The organism is Stenotrophomonas sp. RIT-551 (assembly GCF_026241915.1).
In the GTDB taxonomy this organism is placed as follows: Bacteria; Pseudomonadota; Gammaproteobacteria; order Xanthomonadales; family Xanthomonadaceae; genus Stenotrophomonas; species Stenotrophomonas bentonitica_A.
Genome location: NZ_JAPJIU010000006.1, coordinates 99,670 through 115,025, shown reverse-complemented (window position 1 = coordinate 115,025; position 15,356 = coordinate 99,670). Strand labels below are relative to the sequence as shown.

The window sequence follows — 15,356 nt, the reverse complement described above, 5'->3', positions numbered from 1 at the left end:
GCGTCGATGCGGGCCGACCAAGGCCGGTACAATGCCCCTCCCCTGGAGATGGCATGCACGGTCTCAATCCTCCCCAACACGCGGCAGTGATGCACTGCGAAGGTCCTCTGCTGGTGCTCGCCGGCGCGGGCAGCGGCAAGACGCGCGTGATCGTGGAGAAGATCGGCCAGCTGATCGCCAGCAAGCGCTACCCGGCGCGGCGGATCGCGGCGATCACCTTCACCAACAAATCGGCCAAGGAAATGCGCGAGCGCGTGGCCAAGCGCCTGCGCGGTGACGATGCCGATGAAGTGACGATCTGTACCTTCCACGCGCTGGGGCTGAAGTTCCTGCAGATCGAACACGCTGCGGTGGGGCTCAAGCGCGGGTTCTCCATCTTCGATGCCGACGATTCGACCACGCAGGTCAAGGACCTGATGTACGGGGCCAAGCCGGACGACATCGAGGACGTGAAGAACCTGATCTCGCGCGCCAAGAATGCCGGCCTCTCGCCCGAGCAGGCGATGGCTGCGGCACGCAGCACGCGCGAGAAGGAAGCGGCCAGCGTCTACGAGCGCTACCAGCTGCGCCTGACCGCGTTCAACGCGGTCGATTTCGATGATCTGATCCGCCTGCCGGTGCAGGTGCTGGAAGAAAACCCGGAGATCGCACTGGCCTGGCGCGAGCGCATCGGCTACCTGCTGGTGGACGAATGCCAGGACACCAACGATGCCCAGTACCGGCTGCTCAAGCAGCTGGCCGGCAGCAAGGGCAACTTCACCTGCGTGGGCGATGACGATCAGTCGATCTACGCCTGGCGCGGTGCGAACCCGGAAAACCTGCAGCAGATGGCGCGCGACTACCCGGCGCTGGAAATCATCAAGCTGGAGCAGAACTACCGCTGTTCCAACCGCGTGCTGCGCGCGGCCAACGCACTGATCGCCAACAACCCGCACGAACACCTGAAGAAACTGTGGAGCGACCAGGCTGACGGTGAGCGCATCCGCGTGTGGGAGTGCCGCAACAGCGAGCATGAAGCGGAAAAAGTGGCCGCGGAGATTTCGTTCCTGGCTACGTCCAGGAAGATTCCGTGGAGCGATTTCTGCATCCTGTTCCGCGGCAACTTCCAGTCGCGGCCGCTGGAGAAAGCGCTGCAGCTGGTGCGCGCGCCGTACCACATCACCGGCGGCACCGCGTTCCTGGAACGGCAGGAGGTCAAGGACACGCTCTCCTGGCTGCGCCTGCTGGTGAACCCGGACGACGATACGGCGTTCATGCGTGCGGTGCAGTCGCCCAAGCGCGAAGTGGGTGCCGGCACCCTGGCCAAGCTGGCCGAGCTGGCCTCGGAAAAGGATCTGCCGATGGCGCACGCCGCCGAAGCGATCGGTGCGCTCTCGCAGTTGCCGCCGCGCGCGGCCAATGGCCTGAGCCGCTTCACCGACATCCTGCGCGACCTGCGTGCGGAGATGCCCAAGCTCAGCTCCGGCGACCTGGTGCGCAAGCTGGTGAAGGAATCCGGGCTGGTCTCGGATCTGCGTAGTTCGTGCAAAGAAGAATCGGTGTACCAGCGTCGCCTCGGCAACCTGGAAGAACTGGCGCAGTGGTTCGAGGGCGGCCCGCGCGGTGCCTCCACCGCCGATCTGGCCGCGCAGCTGGCACTGCTCTCGCGCAACGACAAGGACGACGGTGGCAACCAGGTGCGGATGATGACCCTGCACGCCTCCAAGGGCCTGGAATTCCCGTACGTGTTCATCATCGGCTGCGAGGACGGTGTGCTGCCGCACCAGGTCAGCCTGGACGAAGGCAACCTGCAGGAAGAGCGACGCCTGCTGTACGTGGGCATCACCCGCGCCAAGGTGCAGCTGTGGATGAGCTACAGCAAGCTCACCCGCAAATTCGGCGAGCACGTGCGGCTCAAGCCCAGCCGCTTCTTCGATGAGATCCCGGCCGAGGAAATGCAGCGCGATGGCGCCGATCCCGTCGCCGACGCCGCGCGCAAGAAAGAGCGCGCCAACGCAGGCCTGGCCGCGATCCAGGCCCTCTTCGACTGACCCACCGCCCGGGGTAGAGCCGACCGTTGGTCGGCTCTACCGGGTTCGCGGCGCGCATTGCACAATCGGCGTATCGCCTTCCACCGGTACCCGCATGTCCGCCGTGATCCAGACCGACCGTTTGCACCTGCGCCTGATCGACCCTGACCACGATGCCGCCGACATGCTGGCCCTGCTCAACGAGCCGGGCTTCATCCGCAACATCGCCGACCGCGGCGTACGCACCCTGGCGCAGGCGCGCGACTACACCGCCGAGCGCGTGCTGGGCAGTTACACGCTCAACGGCTTTGGCATGTACGCCATCGTCCGCCGCGAAGACGGCGCATGGTTGGGCAATGCCGGCCTGGTCCGGCGCGCCGGGCTGCCGGCCCCGGATATCCGCTATGCACTGCTCTCGCAGTACGAAGGCCACGGCTACGCGTTCGAGGCCGCGCGCGGGGTGATGCACTACGCGCGCGATGTGCTCGGTCACACCGATCTGTACGGCATCGTGTCCCCGGACAACGTGCGCTCGGCCGCGCTGCTGCGCAAGCTGGGCATGGAGGATCGTGGCGACCTGCTGCTGCCGCCGCCACACGCGGAGGTGGTGCTGCTGTTCGCCACCCCCGGCGCACCGGCGCCCTGACACCGGCGACGTGCACGGCGCCACACCCACCCGCCGGTAGAGCCGACCGTTGGCCGGCTGCCCGTCACCAGCGAATCAATCAGCGACACAGGTAGAGCCGACCGTTGGTCGGCTGCCCCTCACCCGCCCAACTGCGCGCGCAATTCCGCCAGCTGTTCCTGCAGTTCGGCCACCGTGGCCTCCAGCTGCTGCACGCGTGCTTCCAGCGCCGGGCTGCCACCGCCGCCGCTCGACGAAGACCCCTTGTAGCTCTCCGCCAGGGCCTGCACATCCACTGGGCCACCCAGCAGGTGCATGTAGCGGTCTTCGCGCTGGCCGCTGGCGCGCGGCAGCTGCACCGCCAGACCGCGCTGGATCATGCGCTCGATGTGGTGGCGCAGCTCCTCCGCGTCCTGGAACTGGAACAGCCGCTCGCTGCGGGTCAGCAGTTCGTTCACCGTCTGCGGGCCGCGCAGCAGCAACAGGCCCACGATGGCCAGCTGTTGCCGGGTCAGGTCCAGCGCACTGCCGGCGCGATGCTCGTAGCGCTCGGCGCGCGAGGAAAACTGCTGGCGGGCCAGGCCCATGCTTTCCAGCTGGCGCAGCGCATGGTGCACATCACCGGCGGACAGGGCCATCACCGGCTCGCGCGCGGTCTTCTGGTTGGCCGCCACCTGCGCGGCGTTGACCGTGAGCGGGTAGGCGTCCGGGGTGGTCGCCTCCTTCTCGATCAGGCAGCCCAACGCGCGGGCCTGGGCCGCGCTGAGCACGGGCAGGGCTGGGGTCTGGGTGTCGTCGGTCATGGGGCGCTCCGGGGTGTTTCAGGGGCGTGCAGCATAGCCGAGCCCTGCCTTGCGCATGAATGCCGCCGGACAAGCCGGTAAACTGGCGCGAATCTGTTGCCGGTGAATGCCATGCGTCGTAGTGCTGTTTCCCTGTCCGTGCTTGCCTGTGCCGTGCTGGCACTGAGTGCCTGCAAGCGCACCGAAACCCCGGCCGATGCCGCCCCGCCGGCCGCTGCGGCTGCCGCGAGCGCCCCGGCCGCCACCGGCGATGCCGCCGTGGCCGCCAATGACAACCTCAATGCCGTGCTGTGGATGCAGCGCGCGCAGGAATACCGCGCGATCACCGAGCAGACTTACCGCGCCGCCGCCGATCACCTGGACAAGGCGCTGAAGGAAGCCAACTGGGACGCGCTGGTGCCGGAAGAACGCGGCAACGCCGCTAAGGGCCTGAAGCCGGCCGTGGTGCTGGACGTGGATGAAACCGTGCTGGACAACTCGCCCTACCAGGCGCGCCTGGTGCGCGATGGCAAGGAGTACGACGAGCTGAGCTGGGACCAGTGGGTGGCCGAAAAGAAGGCCAAGGCGATTCCGGGCGTGGTCGATTTCGCCAAGGCGGCCAACGCCAAGGGCGTGACCCTGCTGTACATCTCCAACCGCGCCGTGCATCTCAAGGAGGCCACGCTGGCCAACCTGCGCGAGCAGGGCCTGCCGGTGGCCGACGACAGCGTGTTCCTCGGCCTGGGCACCGTGGTGGACGGCTGCGAGCAGGCCGGCAGCGAGAAGAACTGCCGCCGCCGCCTGGCCGGCCAGAAGTACCGCGTGCTGATGCAGTTCGGCGACCAGCTGGGCGACTTCGTGGAAGTCACCGCCAACACCAACGACGGCCGTGACGCGCTGCTGCAGCAGTACCACGACTGGTTCGGCGAGCGCTGGTGGATGCTGCCCAACCCGACCTACGGCGGCTTCGAGCCGGCCCAGTTCAACAACGATTACAGCCAGTCGCGCCAGGCCCGCCACGACGCCAAGCGCGCCGCGCTGGATTACGCACCGTGAGCCGGGCGCCGCTGCCGCTGCGGGACGACGAGCGCCTGATCTTCGCGCTCGACGTGCCCGGCCGCGATGACGCGCTGGCCTGGGTCGATCGCCTGGGCGATGCGGTGTCGTTCTACAAGATCGGCATGGAACTGCTGGCCTCCGGCGAGTACTTCGAGGTGCTCGATGCGCTGGCCGCGCGCGACAAGCGCGTGTTCGTCGACCTGAAGTTCTTCGACATCCCCGCCACTGCCGCTGCGGTGATCAAGCGGCTGTCGCAGTGGCCGGTGAGCTACGCCACCATCCACGGCTGGCACCCGGCGATGATGGAGGCCTGCGCGGCCGCCAACGGCAGCGACATGCGCCTGCTGGCGGTGACGGTGCTGACCTCGATGGGCCGCAGCGACCTGGCCCAGATGGGCATCGACCGCGAGCCGGTCGAGGTGGTGGTCGAGCGCGCGCTGGCCGCCCAGGCCGCTGGCATCGATGGCGTGATCGCCTCCGGCCAGGAGGCCGGCCCGATCCGCGCGGCCACCGGCGCCGGCTTCTCGATCGTGTGCCCCGGGATCCGCCCCGGTGGCCCGGTCGGTGATGACCAGAAGCGCACCGTGGGCGTGGCCCAGGCCTTTGCCGACGGCGCCGACGCGATCGTGGTCGGTCGCCCGATCCGGCTCGCCAGCGACCCGCAGGCCACCGCCCGCGCGATCCAGGCCGAGATCGCCCAGGCGCTCGCCGCGCGCTGAGGCAGTGACGGGGCGTAGCGGCCCCGTCACCGCCGGTTTTTCTGTACATTCAAGGGCTTGCGCATAAAGCGCAGGGTCGGCAGGTCTGCCGGCTTGCCGCTGTCACCGAACAGGCCGCAAGATGCGGACCGGTCCGGGGAGTCCGAATTCATGTCCATGTCGTTGAAGCCGTGGCAGTACCGAGGGCAGGTGTTGGCGCTGGCCCTGTGCGGGTTGGTGCTGCTCAGTGCCTGCAAGGACAAGCAGATCGATCCGGACGCGCCGGCGCCCGAGCCGGTCGCGGCCCTGCAACAGCTGGCCCAGCGGGTCGCCGACAACGATCTGGTCGGGTATGCCAAGGCAGCGGTGCCGCCGAGCCAGTACGCACGCCTGCAGGGCGCGTGGAGCCAGGGCCACAGCCGCTGGCCGCTGACCGAGCTGCCGCTGGATGGGCAGTTGCTGCCGATGCTGGCCGCGCTGTCGCGGCCGGATGCGCCGCAGCGGCTGCAGCGCTCGTTTGATACCCAGATCGCCGGCCAGGCGACCCAGGTCCGCCAGGCTGCCCACTCGATGGGACTGTTCGGCGAGCAGTACCTGCGCAACCAGAGCGAGTACAGCGACAGCGAGCGTGCCCATTACACCCAGGTGGTGAACGCGCTGAGCCGCTGGGCTGCCGCCGCGCCACTGACGGACAAGCAGCGGGCCAGGACCACCATCACCCTGCTGACGGCCACCGCGCGCACCGCCGGGCTGTCCACCGATGCGGAGCTGCAGGCGGCCGGCATGGAAGAGAGCCTGCGCCGGCTGAGTCCCTTCATCAAAGCTTTCAAGACGGCCCTGGCCAGCTACGGGCTGTCCCTGGATGAGGCCCTGACCGGGCTGCGCGGCGAGCTGACCTCCGAGCTCGGCGACGACGCCGTGGTGCGCATCCAGTACACGTTGGCCGGCGAGCAGATCGAAGCGCAGGTGCGGATGACCCGGCGCGAAGGCCACTGGTATGTGACCCGCACGCTGGAAGACACCGACGCGCTGCTGCAGGCCGCCGACGCCGCACAAGCTGAACATGACGCCCGCCAGGCGGCCGAGGCAGAAGCCGCTGCGGCGATCAAGGACGATGCTTCCGCATCGGCTAAGCCATAATGAAGCCGATGCCGAACCAGAATCCCCTGCCTTTCCCCGGCGAAGAGCCGCCCAAGACGCCGGACGCCACGTCCTCGTCGCCCGCTACCGTGCCGTCCGACGGTGCTGCCGCCCCGGTCCCGCCGGTCGCTGGCGCGCCCGCGGAGGCCGTTGCCGCCGATGCGGAGCCGGCGGCCATCGTGCCGTCGGCGATCGTGCCCGGCACCCGCGCGCCCAGCGGCCGCCCGCCGTGGTGGGCGCGCCTGCTCGGCCGCCTGGTCGAGCCGTGGCTGTCGCTGAAGATCGAACCCGAACATCCCGGCCAGTACAACGATGGCCGGCCGGTGGTCTACGTGCTGGAGGACTACGGCCTGTCCAACGCGCTGATCCTGGACAAGGCCTGCCGCGAGGCCGGCCTGCCGTCGCCGCTGGTGCCCATCGCCGGTGACCCGACCGGTCGCAAGCGCGCCTACCTGGCCCTGTCGCGCCGGAGCAGCAGCAACTCGCTGATCCCCGAGCAGCGTGGCGCCAAGACCCACTCCGACTCGCTGGCCAAGGTCCTGCAGGCGCACCGCGCCCGTGGCGAGCTGGACGTGCACCTGGTGCCGGTCTCGATCTTCGTCGGCCGCGCGCCGGACAAGCAGAGCGGCTGGTTCGCGGTGCTGTTCTCGGAAAACTGGGCCCTGGTGGGTCGTTTCCGTCGCCTGCTGGCGGTGCTGCTCAACGGCCGCAGCACGATCGTGCGCTTCGCCCCGCCGATCTCGCTGCGCACCACGGTCGATGAGGGGCTGGACCCCGAGCGCACCGTGCGCAAGCTGCAGCGCGTGCTGCGCACCCATTTCCGCCGCATCCGCGAGTCGGTGATCGGGCCGGACCTGTCGACCCGCCGCCTGCTGGTGGACAAGGTGCTCGACGCGGACACCGTGCGCGAAGCGATCGCCTCGCAGGCCAAGCGCGACAACTCCAAGCCGGCCGATGCCTGGAAGAAAGCCCACGCCTACGCGTGGGAAATCGCCGCGGACTACTCCAGTCCCGTGGTGCGTTCGGCCAGCTTCATGCTCAGCCATGTCTGGAACCGCATCTACGCCGGCGTGCTGGTCCACCACCTGGACAAGTTCAAGGCTGCTGCGCCCGGGCACGAAGTGGTCTACGTGCCCAGCCACCGCAGCCACATGGATTACCTGCTGCTGTCCTACCTGCTGTACGACCGCGGCATCGTGCCGCCGCACATCGTGGCCGGCATCAACCTGAACCTGCCGGTGGTCGGCACGCTGCTGCGCAAGGGCGGTGCGTTCTTCATCCGCCGTTCGATCCGCGGCAACGCGCTGTACTCGGCGGTGCTCAGCGAATACGTGGCGCAGCTGGTCGCCGGCGGTTACTCGATCGAGTACTTCGTCGAAGGCGGCCGCTCGCGCACCGGGCGCCTGCTGCAGCCCAAGGGCGGCATGATCTCGATGACGCTGCGCGCATTCCTGCGCCAGCCGCGCAAGCCGGTGCTGTTCCAGCCGGTCTACATCGGCTATGAAAAGCTGATGGAAGGCGGCAGCTACCTGGACGAACTGTCCGGCCGGCCGAAGGAGAAGGAATCGATCTGGTCGCTGCTGTGGTCGATCCCCAAGGTGCTCAAGCAGAACTACGGCCAGGTGGTGGTGAACTTCGGCGAGCCGATCGCGCTCAACGACGTGCTCGCCCAGCGTGCGCCGGAGTGGAACGGCCAGCCGGTCGGCGAAGACGAGAAGCCCTCGTGGCTGTCCGGCACGGTGGATCACCTGGCCGAACGCATCCAGGTGCATATCAACGGCGCCGCCGACGTCAATCCGATCAACCTGCTCGCGCTGGCGCTGCTTTCCACGCCCAAGCATGCGATGGGCGAGGCGGACCTGATCGCGCAGATCGAACTGTGCAAGACCCTGCTGGTGGAGATGCCGTACTCGGACCGGGTGACGGTCACTCCGCACTCGCCGGAGCGGATCATCGCCCACGCCGAGGAGATCAACGTCCTCACCCGCATCAAGCATCCGCTCGGCGATGTGCTCAGTGTGAGCGGCGATACCGCGGTGCTGCTGAGCTACTTCCGCAACAACGTCATCCATCTGTTCACCGCCTCCTCGTGGGTGGCCTGCTGCTTCCAGAACAACCGCCGCATGAGCCGCACCGGGCTGGTCCAGCTGGGCCGCACGGTCTACCCGTTCCTGCAGGCCGAGCTGTTCCTGCCGTGGACCGAAGACGAGTTCGCCCAGCGCATCGAGCAGACCATCAACGTGTTCGTGCGCGAAGGGCTGCTGCAGAACATCAACGACGACGACGGCGGCATCCTGGCGCGCAACACCGGGCAGACCGATGAAGTCTTCCGCCTGCGTGCGATCGGCCATTCGCTGCAGCAGGCGTTCGAGCGTTATTACATCGCGATCTCGGTGCTGGTGAAGAACGGCCCCGGCACGCTGGGCGCAGCCGAGCTGGAAAGCCTGTGCCAGCAGGCCGCGCAGCGCCTGAGCCTGCTCTATGCGCCGGCCGCGCCGGAATTCTTCGACCGCACCCTGTTCCGCGGCTTCATCCAGAAGCTGCGCGAACTGCGCCTGGTGTGGCCGGATGAAAACAGCAAGCTGCTGTTCGATGCGCGCCTGGATGCGTGGGCCAAGGATGCGAAGTTCATCCTCGGCCGCGAACTGCGCCACACCATCGAGCGTGTCAGCCCGGAAGCGGCAAAGCCGGAAGAGCCGGTCAGCACGGATTGACGACGGCACGTCGTCGATCCGACGTATCCGACGTATCCGGCCGTATCCGACGCATCGGGCGCACCGGGCGCACCGGGCGTATCCGGACGTATCCGGATCTTGTTGCGTTCGCCAGCAATTCGTAGGTACCGACCGTTGGTCGGTACCCGCGCGCAAGCGCGGCACAAGCGTCCGGAGACCGGGCAACACGGCGTGCCCCGGCTGACCGACGCTGACCACCGTCCGAAGCCCCACGCCAGGGGTTCATGCCGCCGGGAGCAAGAGCAGCCGACCAACGGTCGGCTCTACCCTCGGGACCCCAGTGGGGATCGGGAGGAGCCGCAGCCGACCAACGGTCGGCTCTACGCCGGCTCGTCCGGAATCAGCATGTCTTCGAGCTTGGCGATGCAGTCCTTCAGCTGCAGCTTGCGCCGCTTCAGGCGCTTGGCCTCCAGCTCATCGTCGCCGTTGGCGGCCATGCCCAGGATCTGCTCATCCAGCGCACGGTGCTCCTGCCGGAGCGCGGCAAGGCGGGCACTGATATCGGTGGGTGTCATGGTGTCCACAAGCGCTGAGCATACACATCTGCGGTGACCGCCGGGAGTGAACGCAGTCACTTCCCGGCCCCTGTGAGGGTGCGCCCCAGCCGGTAGAATGAAGGGATGAGCGCTGCTGTCATCCGTCTGCCCGATCCCGTTCCGCGCGCCCGCGATCCGCGCGCGCCCGGCGGCGTGCAGGACCGCCTGGCACGGCAGCTGCGGCGCCAGGTGGGCCAGGCGATCGCCGACTTCGGCATGATCGAGGCCGGCGACAAGGTGATGGTGTGCCTGTCCGGTGGCAAGGACAGTTACACCCTGCTTGACATCCTGCTGCAGCTGCAGAAAAAAGCGCCGGTGCCGTTCGAACTGGTCGCGGTGAACCTGGACCAGAAGCAGCCGGGCTTTCCCGAGCAGGTGCTGCCGACGTATCTGGCCTCGATCGGCGTGCCGTTCCAGATCATCGAGCAGGACACCTATTCGGTGGTCAGCCGGGTGATCCCGGAAGGCCGCACGATGTGTTCGCTGTGCTCGCGCCTGCGCCGTGGCGCGCTGTACCGGCACGCGGCCGAACACGGCTTCACCAAGATCGCGCTGGGCCACCACCGCGACGACAGCGTGGCCACGTTCTTTCTCAACCTGTTCCACCACGCCAAGCTCTCGGCGATGCCGCCCAAGCTGCGCAGCGACGACGGCCAGCACATCGTGATCCGCCCGCTCGCCTATGTGAGCGAAGCGGATATCAGCGCCTACGCGCAGGCGCGCGCGTTCCCGATCATTCCGTGCACCCTGTGTGGCAGCCAGGACACCCTGCAGCGCCGCCAGGTGGAGCAGATGCTGCAGCAGTGGGAGCGCGACCAGCCCGGCCGCATCGACCAGATCGCACGCGCGCTGGGCAACATCCATCCGTCGCAGCTGGCCGATCCGGCGCTGTTTGATTTCATGGCATTGGGGCGCGCTGCGGCCGCCCCGTTGCCCGACCCGCCGGCCTGGGCCGGCACTGCCCACGACCCCGGGCACGCCCCCGGCCCGGCCTGAGCCACGCCGGTGCGCCTGCCCTTCCTTTCACGCTCTTACCCTGGACGTCCATGTTCTTTCGCAACCTGACGCTGTTCCGCTTCCCGACCGCCACCGATTTTTCCGACGTGGACACCCTGCTGCCGCAGGTGCTGCTCAAGCCGGTCGGTCCGCTTGAAATGAATTCGCGCGGCTTCATCTCGCCGTTCGGCCGTGAAGAAAAAGCCGTGTTCTCGCACCGTGTCGGCGATGCGCTGTGGCTGACCGTTGGTGGTGAGGACAAGATCCTGCCGGGCGCGGTGGTCAATGATCTGCTGGCCCGCAAGCTCGAGGAGATCGAAGAGAAGGAAGGCCGCAAGCCCGGCGGCCGCGAGCGCAAGCGCATGAAGGACGACCTGCTGCACGAACTGATGCCGCGCGCCTTCGTGAAGAGCTCGCGTACCGACGCGCTGATCGACCTGACCCACGGCTACGTGGCGGTGGACTGCTCGAGCAGCAAGAAGGGCGAGAACATGATGTCCGACATCCGTGGCCTGCTCGGCAGCTTCCCGGCGATGCCGTTGAATGCCGAAGTCGCCCCGCGCTCGATCCTGACCGGCTGGATCGCCGGTGAGCCGCTGCCCACCGGGCTGAGCCTGGGCGAAGAGTGCGAGATGAAGGATCCCGCCGAGGGCGGGGCCGTGGTCAAGTGCCAGCACCAGGAACTGCGCTGCGACGAGATCGACAAGCATCTGGACGCCGGCAAGCAGGTGACCAAGCTGGCCCTGGTGTTCGAGGACAACCTGTCCTTTGTGCTGGGCGACGACCTGATCGTGCGCAAGCTGAAATTCCTGGATGGCGCGCTGGACCAGCTCGAGCATGCCGACGATGACGGCCGCCGCGCCGAACTGGACGCCCGTTTCGCCCTGCAGAGCGGTGAAGTGCGCCGCCTGTTCCTGCTGCTGGAAGAGGCCTTCAAGCTGAGCAAGGCGGACTGACCGGTACCGATCAGTCCCCAGTCATGCGCCGGTCACGGCCGGCGCTATGCTGTACCCATGTCCGGATTCCTCCGCCGCCTGATTTCGCCGGCTGTCAGCACGCTGCAGCGCGATACGGTACGGCTGCGCCTGGAGGATGCCGAGATCGACGTGCTGCGGGTGCGCGATCCGCGGGCGCGCCGGATCAAGCTGAGTGTCGATGAGCGCGGTGTCCGGCTGACCCTGCCGCCGCGCGCCAGCCTGGTGATGGGCGAGCGTTTCCTCGAGCAGCATCGCGGCTGGTTGTCCGAACAGCTGCGCGGCTACCAGGCCACCAACCTCCCGCCACCGCTGGTGATCGGCGAGCCGGGCGTGCTGCCGTTGCGCGGCGAACTGCTGCCGCTGCGCTGGGAAGCCGGCCGCTACGCCACGCTGCGCGTGGACGAGCGCGGAGCCTGCCTGCACTGGCCCGCGCGCGGGACCGACGCCACCCTGCGCCGCACCCTGCGTGAGTTCTATGAAGCACAGACGCGTGCCGACGTCGGCCAGTGGCTGCCGCGCTACCTGCCAGGCCTGCCACGTGCACCGGCGCGGCTGCGGCTGAAGGTGATGTCCTCGCAATGGGGCTCGCTGGCGCCGGACGGCAGCATGGCGCTGGATCTGGCCCTGGTGCTGGGGCGGCCTTCGGCGTTCGAGTACGTGCTGGTGCACGAGCTCTGCCACCTGATCCAGGCCAATCACTCGCCGGCGTTCTGGGCCGAGGTGGAGAAACGCTTCCCGGCGTGGCATGCCGAGCGGGACTACTTCCAGCTCGAAGGGCGCCGCCTCAAGGCCACGCTGCGGCAGCTGCTGACCCCGACACCGTAACGGCGGCGGCAACGCGTGCTCCCAACGGCCGGCACTACCGACGCGGTGGTTCGTCAGTTCCCCATCCGCAACGCGGCCGCCTGCGCCCAGCGCGCCGCCACGCGCGGCGCGGTGATGCACACGGCCTGGTCGGTTACGGTGGTGACCGCGCGCTCCAGCAGCTGGATGTCGGCTTCGTGCTGGCGGGCCACGTGCGGGTCCTCGAAGAAGATCGCGCGCTGGCAATGGCCTTCCAGCACGCGGTCGGCGATCTGCGCATCACCGCCCATCGGGCCGCTCTGGTAGCGCGTCACCCATTCCTCGCCCTGTGGCCAGCCGCGGCTCCACGCCAGTTCATTGAGGCGCTGGCCGGTAGTGCCGGTGCCGACCCGGTTGCGGAAGCGTGACAGCACCTGGAAATGCTCGTCGGCGAAGGCCAGCATCGCCGGCTTCATCGCGTCGTGCGCGATCAAGGCCAGTGTGTGCTGCTCGAAAGCGTGCAGATCATCGGCGCCCGGGTCCGGCGCGAGGCCGGCGTGCAGGCGCTCGACTTCCACCCAGTCGCGCGCGGTGGCGACGGTGGAGATGAAGGGTTTGCCGTGGATCACGCACTGGCGCTTGAGCGCGGTCGCTTCGGGAAAGACCGAGGAGGGGTCGACCGGGTCCATCAGATAGATGGCACCGTCCAGGGTGCGCTCCGGCGTGCCCATGCCCACCACCTCGGCGACCAGCTTCATCAGGCCGCCCTCGCGCCCATTCGGGTAGCGGCGCAGCGGCGCGAAGTCCTGCAGGAAGCCCAGCCGCTGGATCGCATCGAAGGTGCGCCCGACCGCATGCAGCTCGACGCCCAGTTCGCGCAGGCCCGTATCGCTGGCGCGCAGCCAGCGGAACAACGCGGCGTGCTTGTCGTGGTGGTGCAGGCGGTTCGCGGCCAGGCCGATGCGCATGAGGGCAGTCCAGAGAAAGACCGCGCCAGTGTAATCCGCCCAGGTTGCGGGGAAGCAAGCGTTGAACAGTGATGGAGATCACGCGTCTTCACGCGTTTTCGTAGTTGTTGCATGGTCTCGGGAGGGGCCGTATCCGACAGTGGTGGTCGTCCGTCAATCAGGAAACCCCCTGCCATGACCTTCCCCCCTTCCCCCGCCGTCTCCTCATCTTCGCCAGCCGCCTCGGAGACGGGCCGCCGCATCCGCGCGCTGGCCACGGTGCTGCGCGAGGCGCCCCAGGCCGATGCCGAGGTGCTGCTGGCCGGGCTGGCGCGCATGCTCGATGCGCACATGGGCCGCGGCCACGATGATGTGGTCAGCAACCGCCGCATCCGCGACCAGCTGGACAACATCGAGCTGCTGATGGCACTGGAGATCGAGCGCGCCGGCGTGCGTCGGACGCCGGTACCGGCGGTATCGCGCGCCGCCTGAGCGGCCGCACGCGCAGTACGTGAGGGCCCGGGCGCGAGGCGACGCGCCCGGCCTCGCCTCACCCCGGCATCGCAACGGCGCCGTTACGCCGAGAGCAGCTGCACGATGCTGCCAGCCGCGTCGCGGCCCTCGGCCACGGCCGTCACCACCAGGTCCGCGCCGCGCACTGCATCGCCACCGGCGAACAGGCGCGGGTGGGCGGTCTGGAACGGCAGGCGACCACTGCCACCGGCCACGATGCGGCCGTTGTTGCCTGCCTCCACCCCCTGCTCGGTCAACCAGCCCGGCGCACTCGGCGAGAAGCCGAAGGCGATGATCACCACGTCCGCTTCCAGCAGCGATTCGCTGCCGGCGATCGGCACCGCGTTGCGGCGGCCCTGTGCATCCGGTTCGTCCAGATGCGTTTCCACCACCATCACGCCGATCACTTCATCGTCCGCGCCGGCCTCGATCGAGAGCGGCTGGCGGTTGAACAGGAAGCGCACGCCTTCCTCGCGGGCGTTGGCCACTTCGCGCGCCGAGCCGGGCATGTTGGCCTCGTCGCGGCGGTAGGCACAGGTCACCTTGGCCGCACCCAGGCGGATCGCGCTGCGCACGCAGTCCATGCCGGTGTCGCCGCCGCCGAGTACGACCACGCGCTTGCCTTCCAGGTCGGGCAGGGCGATCTGGTCTTCCCAGCCGGCGATCGGCCGGCCGTGTGCGTCGCTGCCACTGACGATGCGGCTGTTCTGCACCAGGAACGGCAGCGCCGGCAGCACGCCTTTGAGGTCCTGGCCGAGCAGGCCACCATCGGTATAGCGGTAGGCACCGGTGCCGACGAACACCGCGTCGTACTCGGCCAGCAGGTCATCGATGCTCACATCGCGGCCGATCTCCACGCCGAGGCGGAACTGCACGCCCATGCCTTCAAGCACGTTGCGGCGGCGGCTGATCACCGATTTGTCCAGCTTGAAACTGGGGATGCCGAACTGCAGCAACCCACCGATCTGTTCGTAGCGGTCATACACCACCGCCTGGATGCCGGCATGCGCCAGCTTGTCGGCACACGCCAGCCCGGCCGGGCCGGCACCGATCACCGCCACGCGCTTGCCGGTGGCTTCCACCGCGCTCATGTCCGGGCGCCAGCCGGTGGCCAGCGCGGTATCCACGATGTATTTCTCGACCGCGCCGATGGTGACCGCGCCGAATTCCTCCAGCGTGCAGCTGCCCTCGCACAGGCGGTCCTGCGGGCACACCCGGCCACACACTTCCGGCAGCGGATTGGTCGAGTGGCACAGCGTGGCCGCTTCGTGGATGCGGTTCTCCTGCACCAGCTGCAGCCACTGCGGGATCGCGTTGTGCACCGGGCACTTCCAGCTGCAGTACGGGTTGCCGCAATCCAGGCAACGGCCGGCCTGGAACTGCGCGTCTTCCTTGCCGAACTTGCCATACAGCTCGCCCCAGTCGCCGGAGGTGCGCAGCTCGACCGGAATGCGCTGTGGCATCGTCCGGGGCAGATCAAGGAACTGGAAAGCTTGCTTGCGGCTCATGGGTGGGCCCTGCGGTGATGAGTTGCCGGCCAGCGGCCGGCACTGCAA

The 15,356-nt window shown here is 68.3% G+C and carries 14 protein-coding genes; 10 read left to right on the top strand and 4 right to left on the bottom strand.

The annotated features are described in order from the left end of the window. The first annotated feature begins 53 nt into the window (after positions 1 to 53). Entirely contained in the window at positions 54 to 2,030 is a 1,977-nt protein-coding gene (locus tag ORK51_RS09550) for a UvrD-helicase domain-containing protein (RefSeq protein WP_266084799.1), read from the top strand. A 94-nt stretch (positions 2,031 to 2,124) separates the two neighbouring features. Next, positions 2,125 to 2,655 (top strand): GNAT family N-acetyltransferase, encoded by a 531-nt coding sequence (locus ORK51_RS09545; RefSeq protein ID WP_266084798.1) that lies wholly within the window; start codon positions 2,125 to 2,127, stop codon positions 2,653 to 2,655. A 119-nt stretch (positions 2,656 to 2,774) separates the two neighbouring features. On the opposite strand, the gene ORK51_RS09540 is transcribed toward ORK51_RS09545, so the two are convergent. Next, the gene (locus ORK51_RS09540; RefSeq protein WP_070426331.1) at positions 2,775 to 3,437 is read right to left on the bottom strand and encodes a YceH family protein; all 663 of its coding nucleotides are present in this window, start codon (positions 3,435 to 3,437) and stop codon (positions 2,775 to 2,777) included. Positions 3,438 to 3,548: 111 nt separating this feature from the next. Here ORK51_RS09540 and ORK51_RS09535 point away from each other — a divergent pair, with 111 nt between their 5' ends. The 4 genes from ORK51_RS09535 to plsB all read left to right on the top strand — a co-directional run bounded on the left by ORK51_RS09535 (position 3,549) and on the right by plsB (position 9,027). Continuing rightward, positions 3,549 to 4,472 (top strand): 5'-nucleotidase, lipoprotein e(P4) family, encoded by a 924-nt coding sequence (locus ORK51_RS09535; RefSeq protein WP_026069926.1) that lies wholly within the window; start codon positions 3,549 to 3,551, stop codon positions 4,470 to 4,472. Beyond that, on the top strand, positions 4,469 to 5,194 hold the full coding sequence (gene pyrF, locus ORK51_RS09530) for an orotidine-5'-phosphate decarboxylase (protein WP_266084797.1): 726 nt from the start codon (positions 4,469 to 4,471) through the stop codon (positions 5,192 to 5,194). Before ORK51_RS09535 ends, pyrF begins: the two co-directional genes overlap by 4 nt. Positions 5,195 to 5,344: 150 nt before the next feature. Beyond that, positions 5,345 to 6,313 (top strand): hypothetical protein, encoded by a 969-nt coding sequence (locus ORK51_RS09525; RefSeq protein WP_266084796.1) that lies wholly within the window; start codon positions 5,345 to 5,347, stop codon positions 6,311 to 6,313. Next, positions 6,313 to 9,027 (top strand): glycerol-3-phosphate 1-O-acyltransferase PlsB, encoded by a 2,715-nt coding sequence (plsB, locus tag ORK51_RS09520; RefSeq protein WP_266084795.1) that lies wholly within the window; start codon positions 6,313 to 6,315, stop codon positions 9,025 to 9,027. The genes ORK51_RS09525 and plsB overlap by 1 nt, the downstream gene beginning before the upstream one ends. Before the next feature lie 341 nt (positions 9,028 to 9,368). Here the strand turns inward: plsB and ORK51_RS09515 are convergent, their stop codons facing one another. Beyond that, entirely contained in the window at positions 9,369 to 9,563 is a 195-nt protein-coding gene (locus ORK51_RS09515) for a YdcH family protein (protein ID WP_019184121.1), read from the bottom strand. 105 nt (positions 9,564 to 9,668) lie between these two features. On the opposite strand from ORK51_RS09515, the gene ttcA reads away from it, so the two are divergent. From ttcA to ORK51_RS09500, 3 genes are read left to right on the top strand one after another with little or no spacing between them, the layout of a single operon-like run. Continuing rightward, positions 9,669 to 10,580 (top strand): tRNA 2-thiocytidine(32) synthetase TtcA, encoded by a 912-nt coding sequence (gene ttcA, locus ORK51_RS09510; RefSeq protein WP_070426333.1) that lies wholly within the window; start codon positions 9,669 to 9,671, stop codon positions 10,578 to 10,580. A gap of 50 nt (positions 10,581 to 10,630) precedes the next feature. Then, positions 10,631 to 11,536, top strand: a complete 906-nt coding sequence (locus ORK51_RS09505) for a recombination-associated protein RdgC (RefSeq protein ID WP_019184123.1) — start codon at positions 10,631 to 10,633, stop codon at positions 11,534 to 11,536. Positions 11,537 to 11,593: 57 nt separating this feature from the next. After that, positions 11,594 to 12,382, top strand: coding sequence for a M48 family metallopeptidase (locus ORK51_RS09500; protein ID WP_070426334.1), 789 nt, complete (start codon positions 11,594 to 11,596; stop codon positions 12,380 to 12,382). 53 nt (positions 12,383 to 12,435) lie between these two features. Here the strand turns inward: ORK51_RS09500 and ORK51_RS09495 are convergent, their stop codons facing one another. After that, positions 12,436 to 13,308: a methylglyoxal synthase gene (locus tag ORK51_RS09495; protein ID WP_019184125.1), complete on the bottom strand. Its 873-nt coding sequence runs from the start codon at positions 13,306 to 13,308 to the stop codon at positions 12,436 to 12,438. 174 nt (positions 13,309 to 13,482) lie between these two features. Between ORK51_RS09495 and ORK51_RS09490 the strand changes: the two genes are divergently transcribed. Further along, positions 13,483 to 13,779 carry a hypothetical protein gene (locus tag ORK51_RS09490; RefSeq protein ID WP_266084794.1) on the top strand — a complete coding sequence of 99 codons (297 nt, stop codon included), beginning with the start codon at positions 13,483 to 13,485 and terminating at the stop codon, positions 13,777 to 13,779. An 83-nt stretch (positions 13,780 to 13,862) separates the two neighbouring features. Here ORK51_RS09490 and ORK51_RS09485 read toward each other — a convergent pair whose 3' ends face one another. Then, positions 13,863 to 15,308: an FAD-dependent oxidoreductase gene (locus ORK51_RS09485; protein WP_070426335.1), complete on the bottom strand. Its 1,446-nt coding sequence runs from the start codon at positions 15,306 to 15,308 to the stop codon at positions 13,863 to 13,865. Between the last annotated feature and the right edge of the window lie 48 nt (positions 15,309 to 15,356).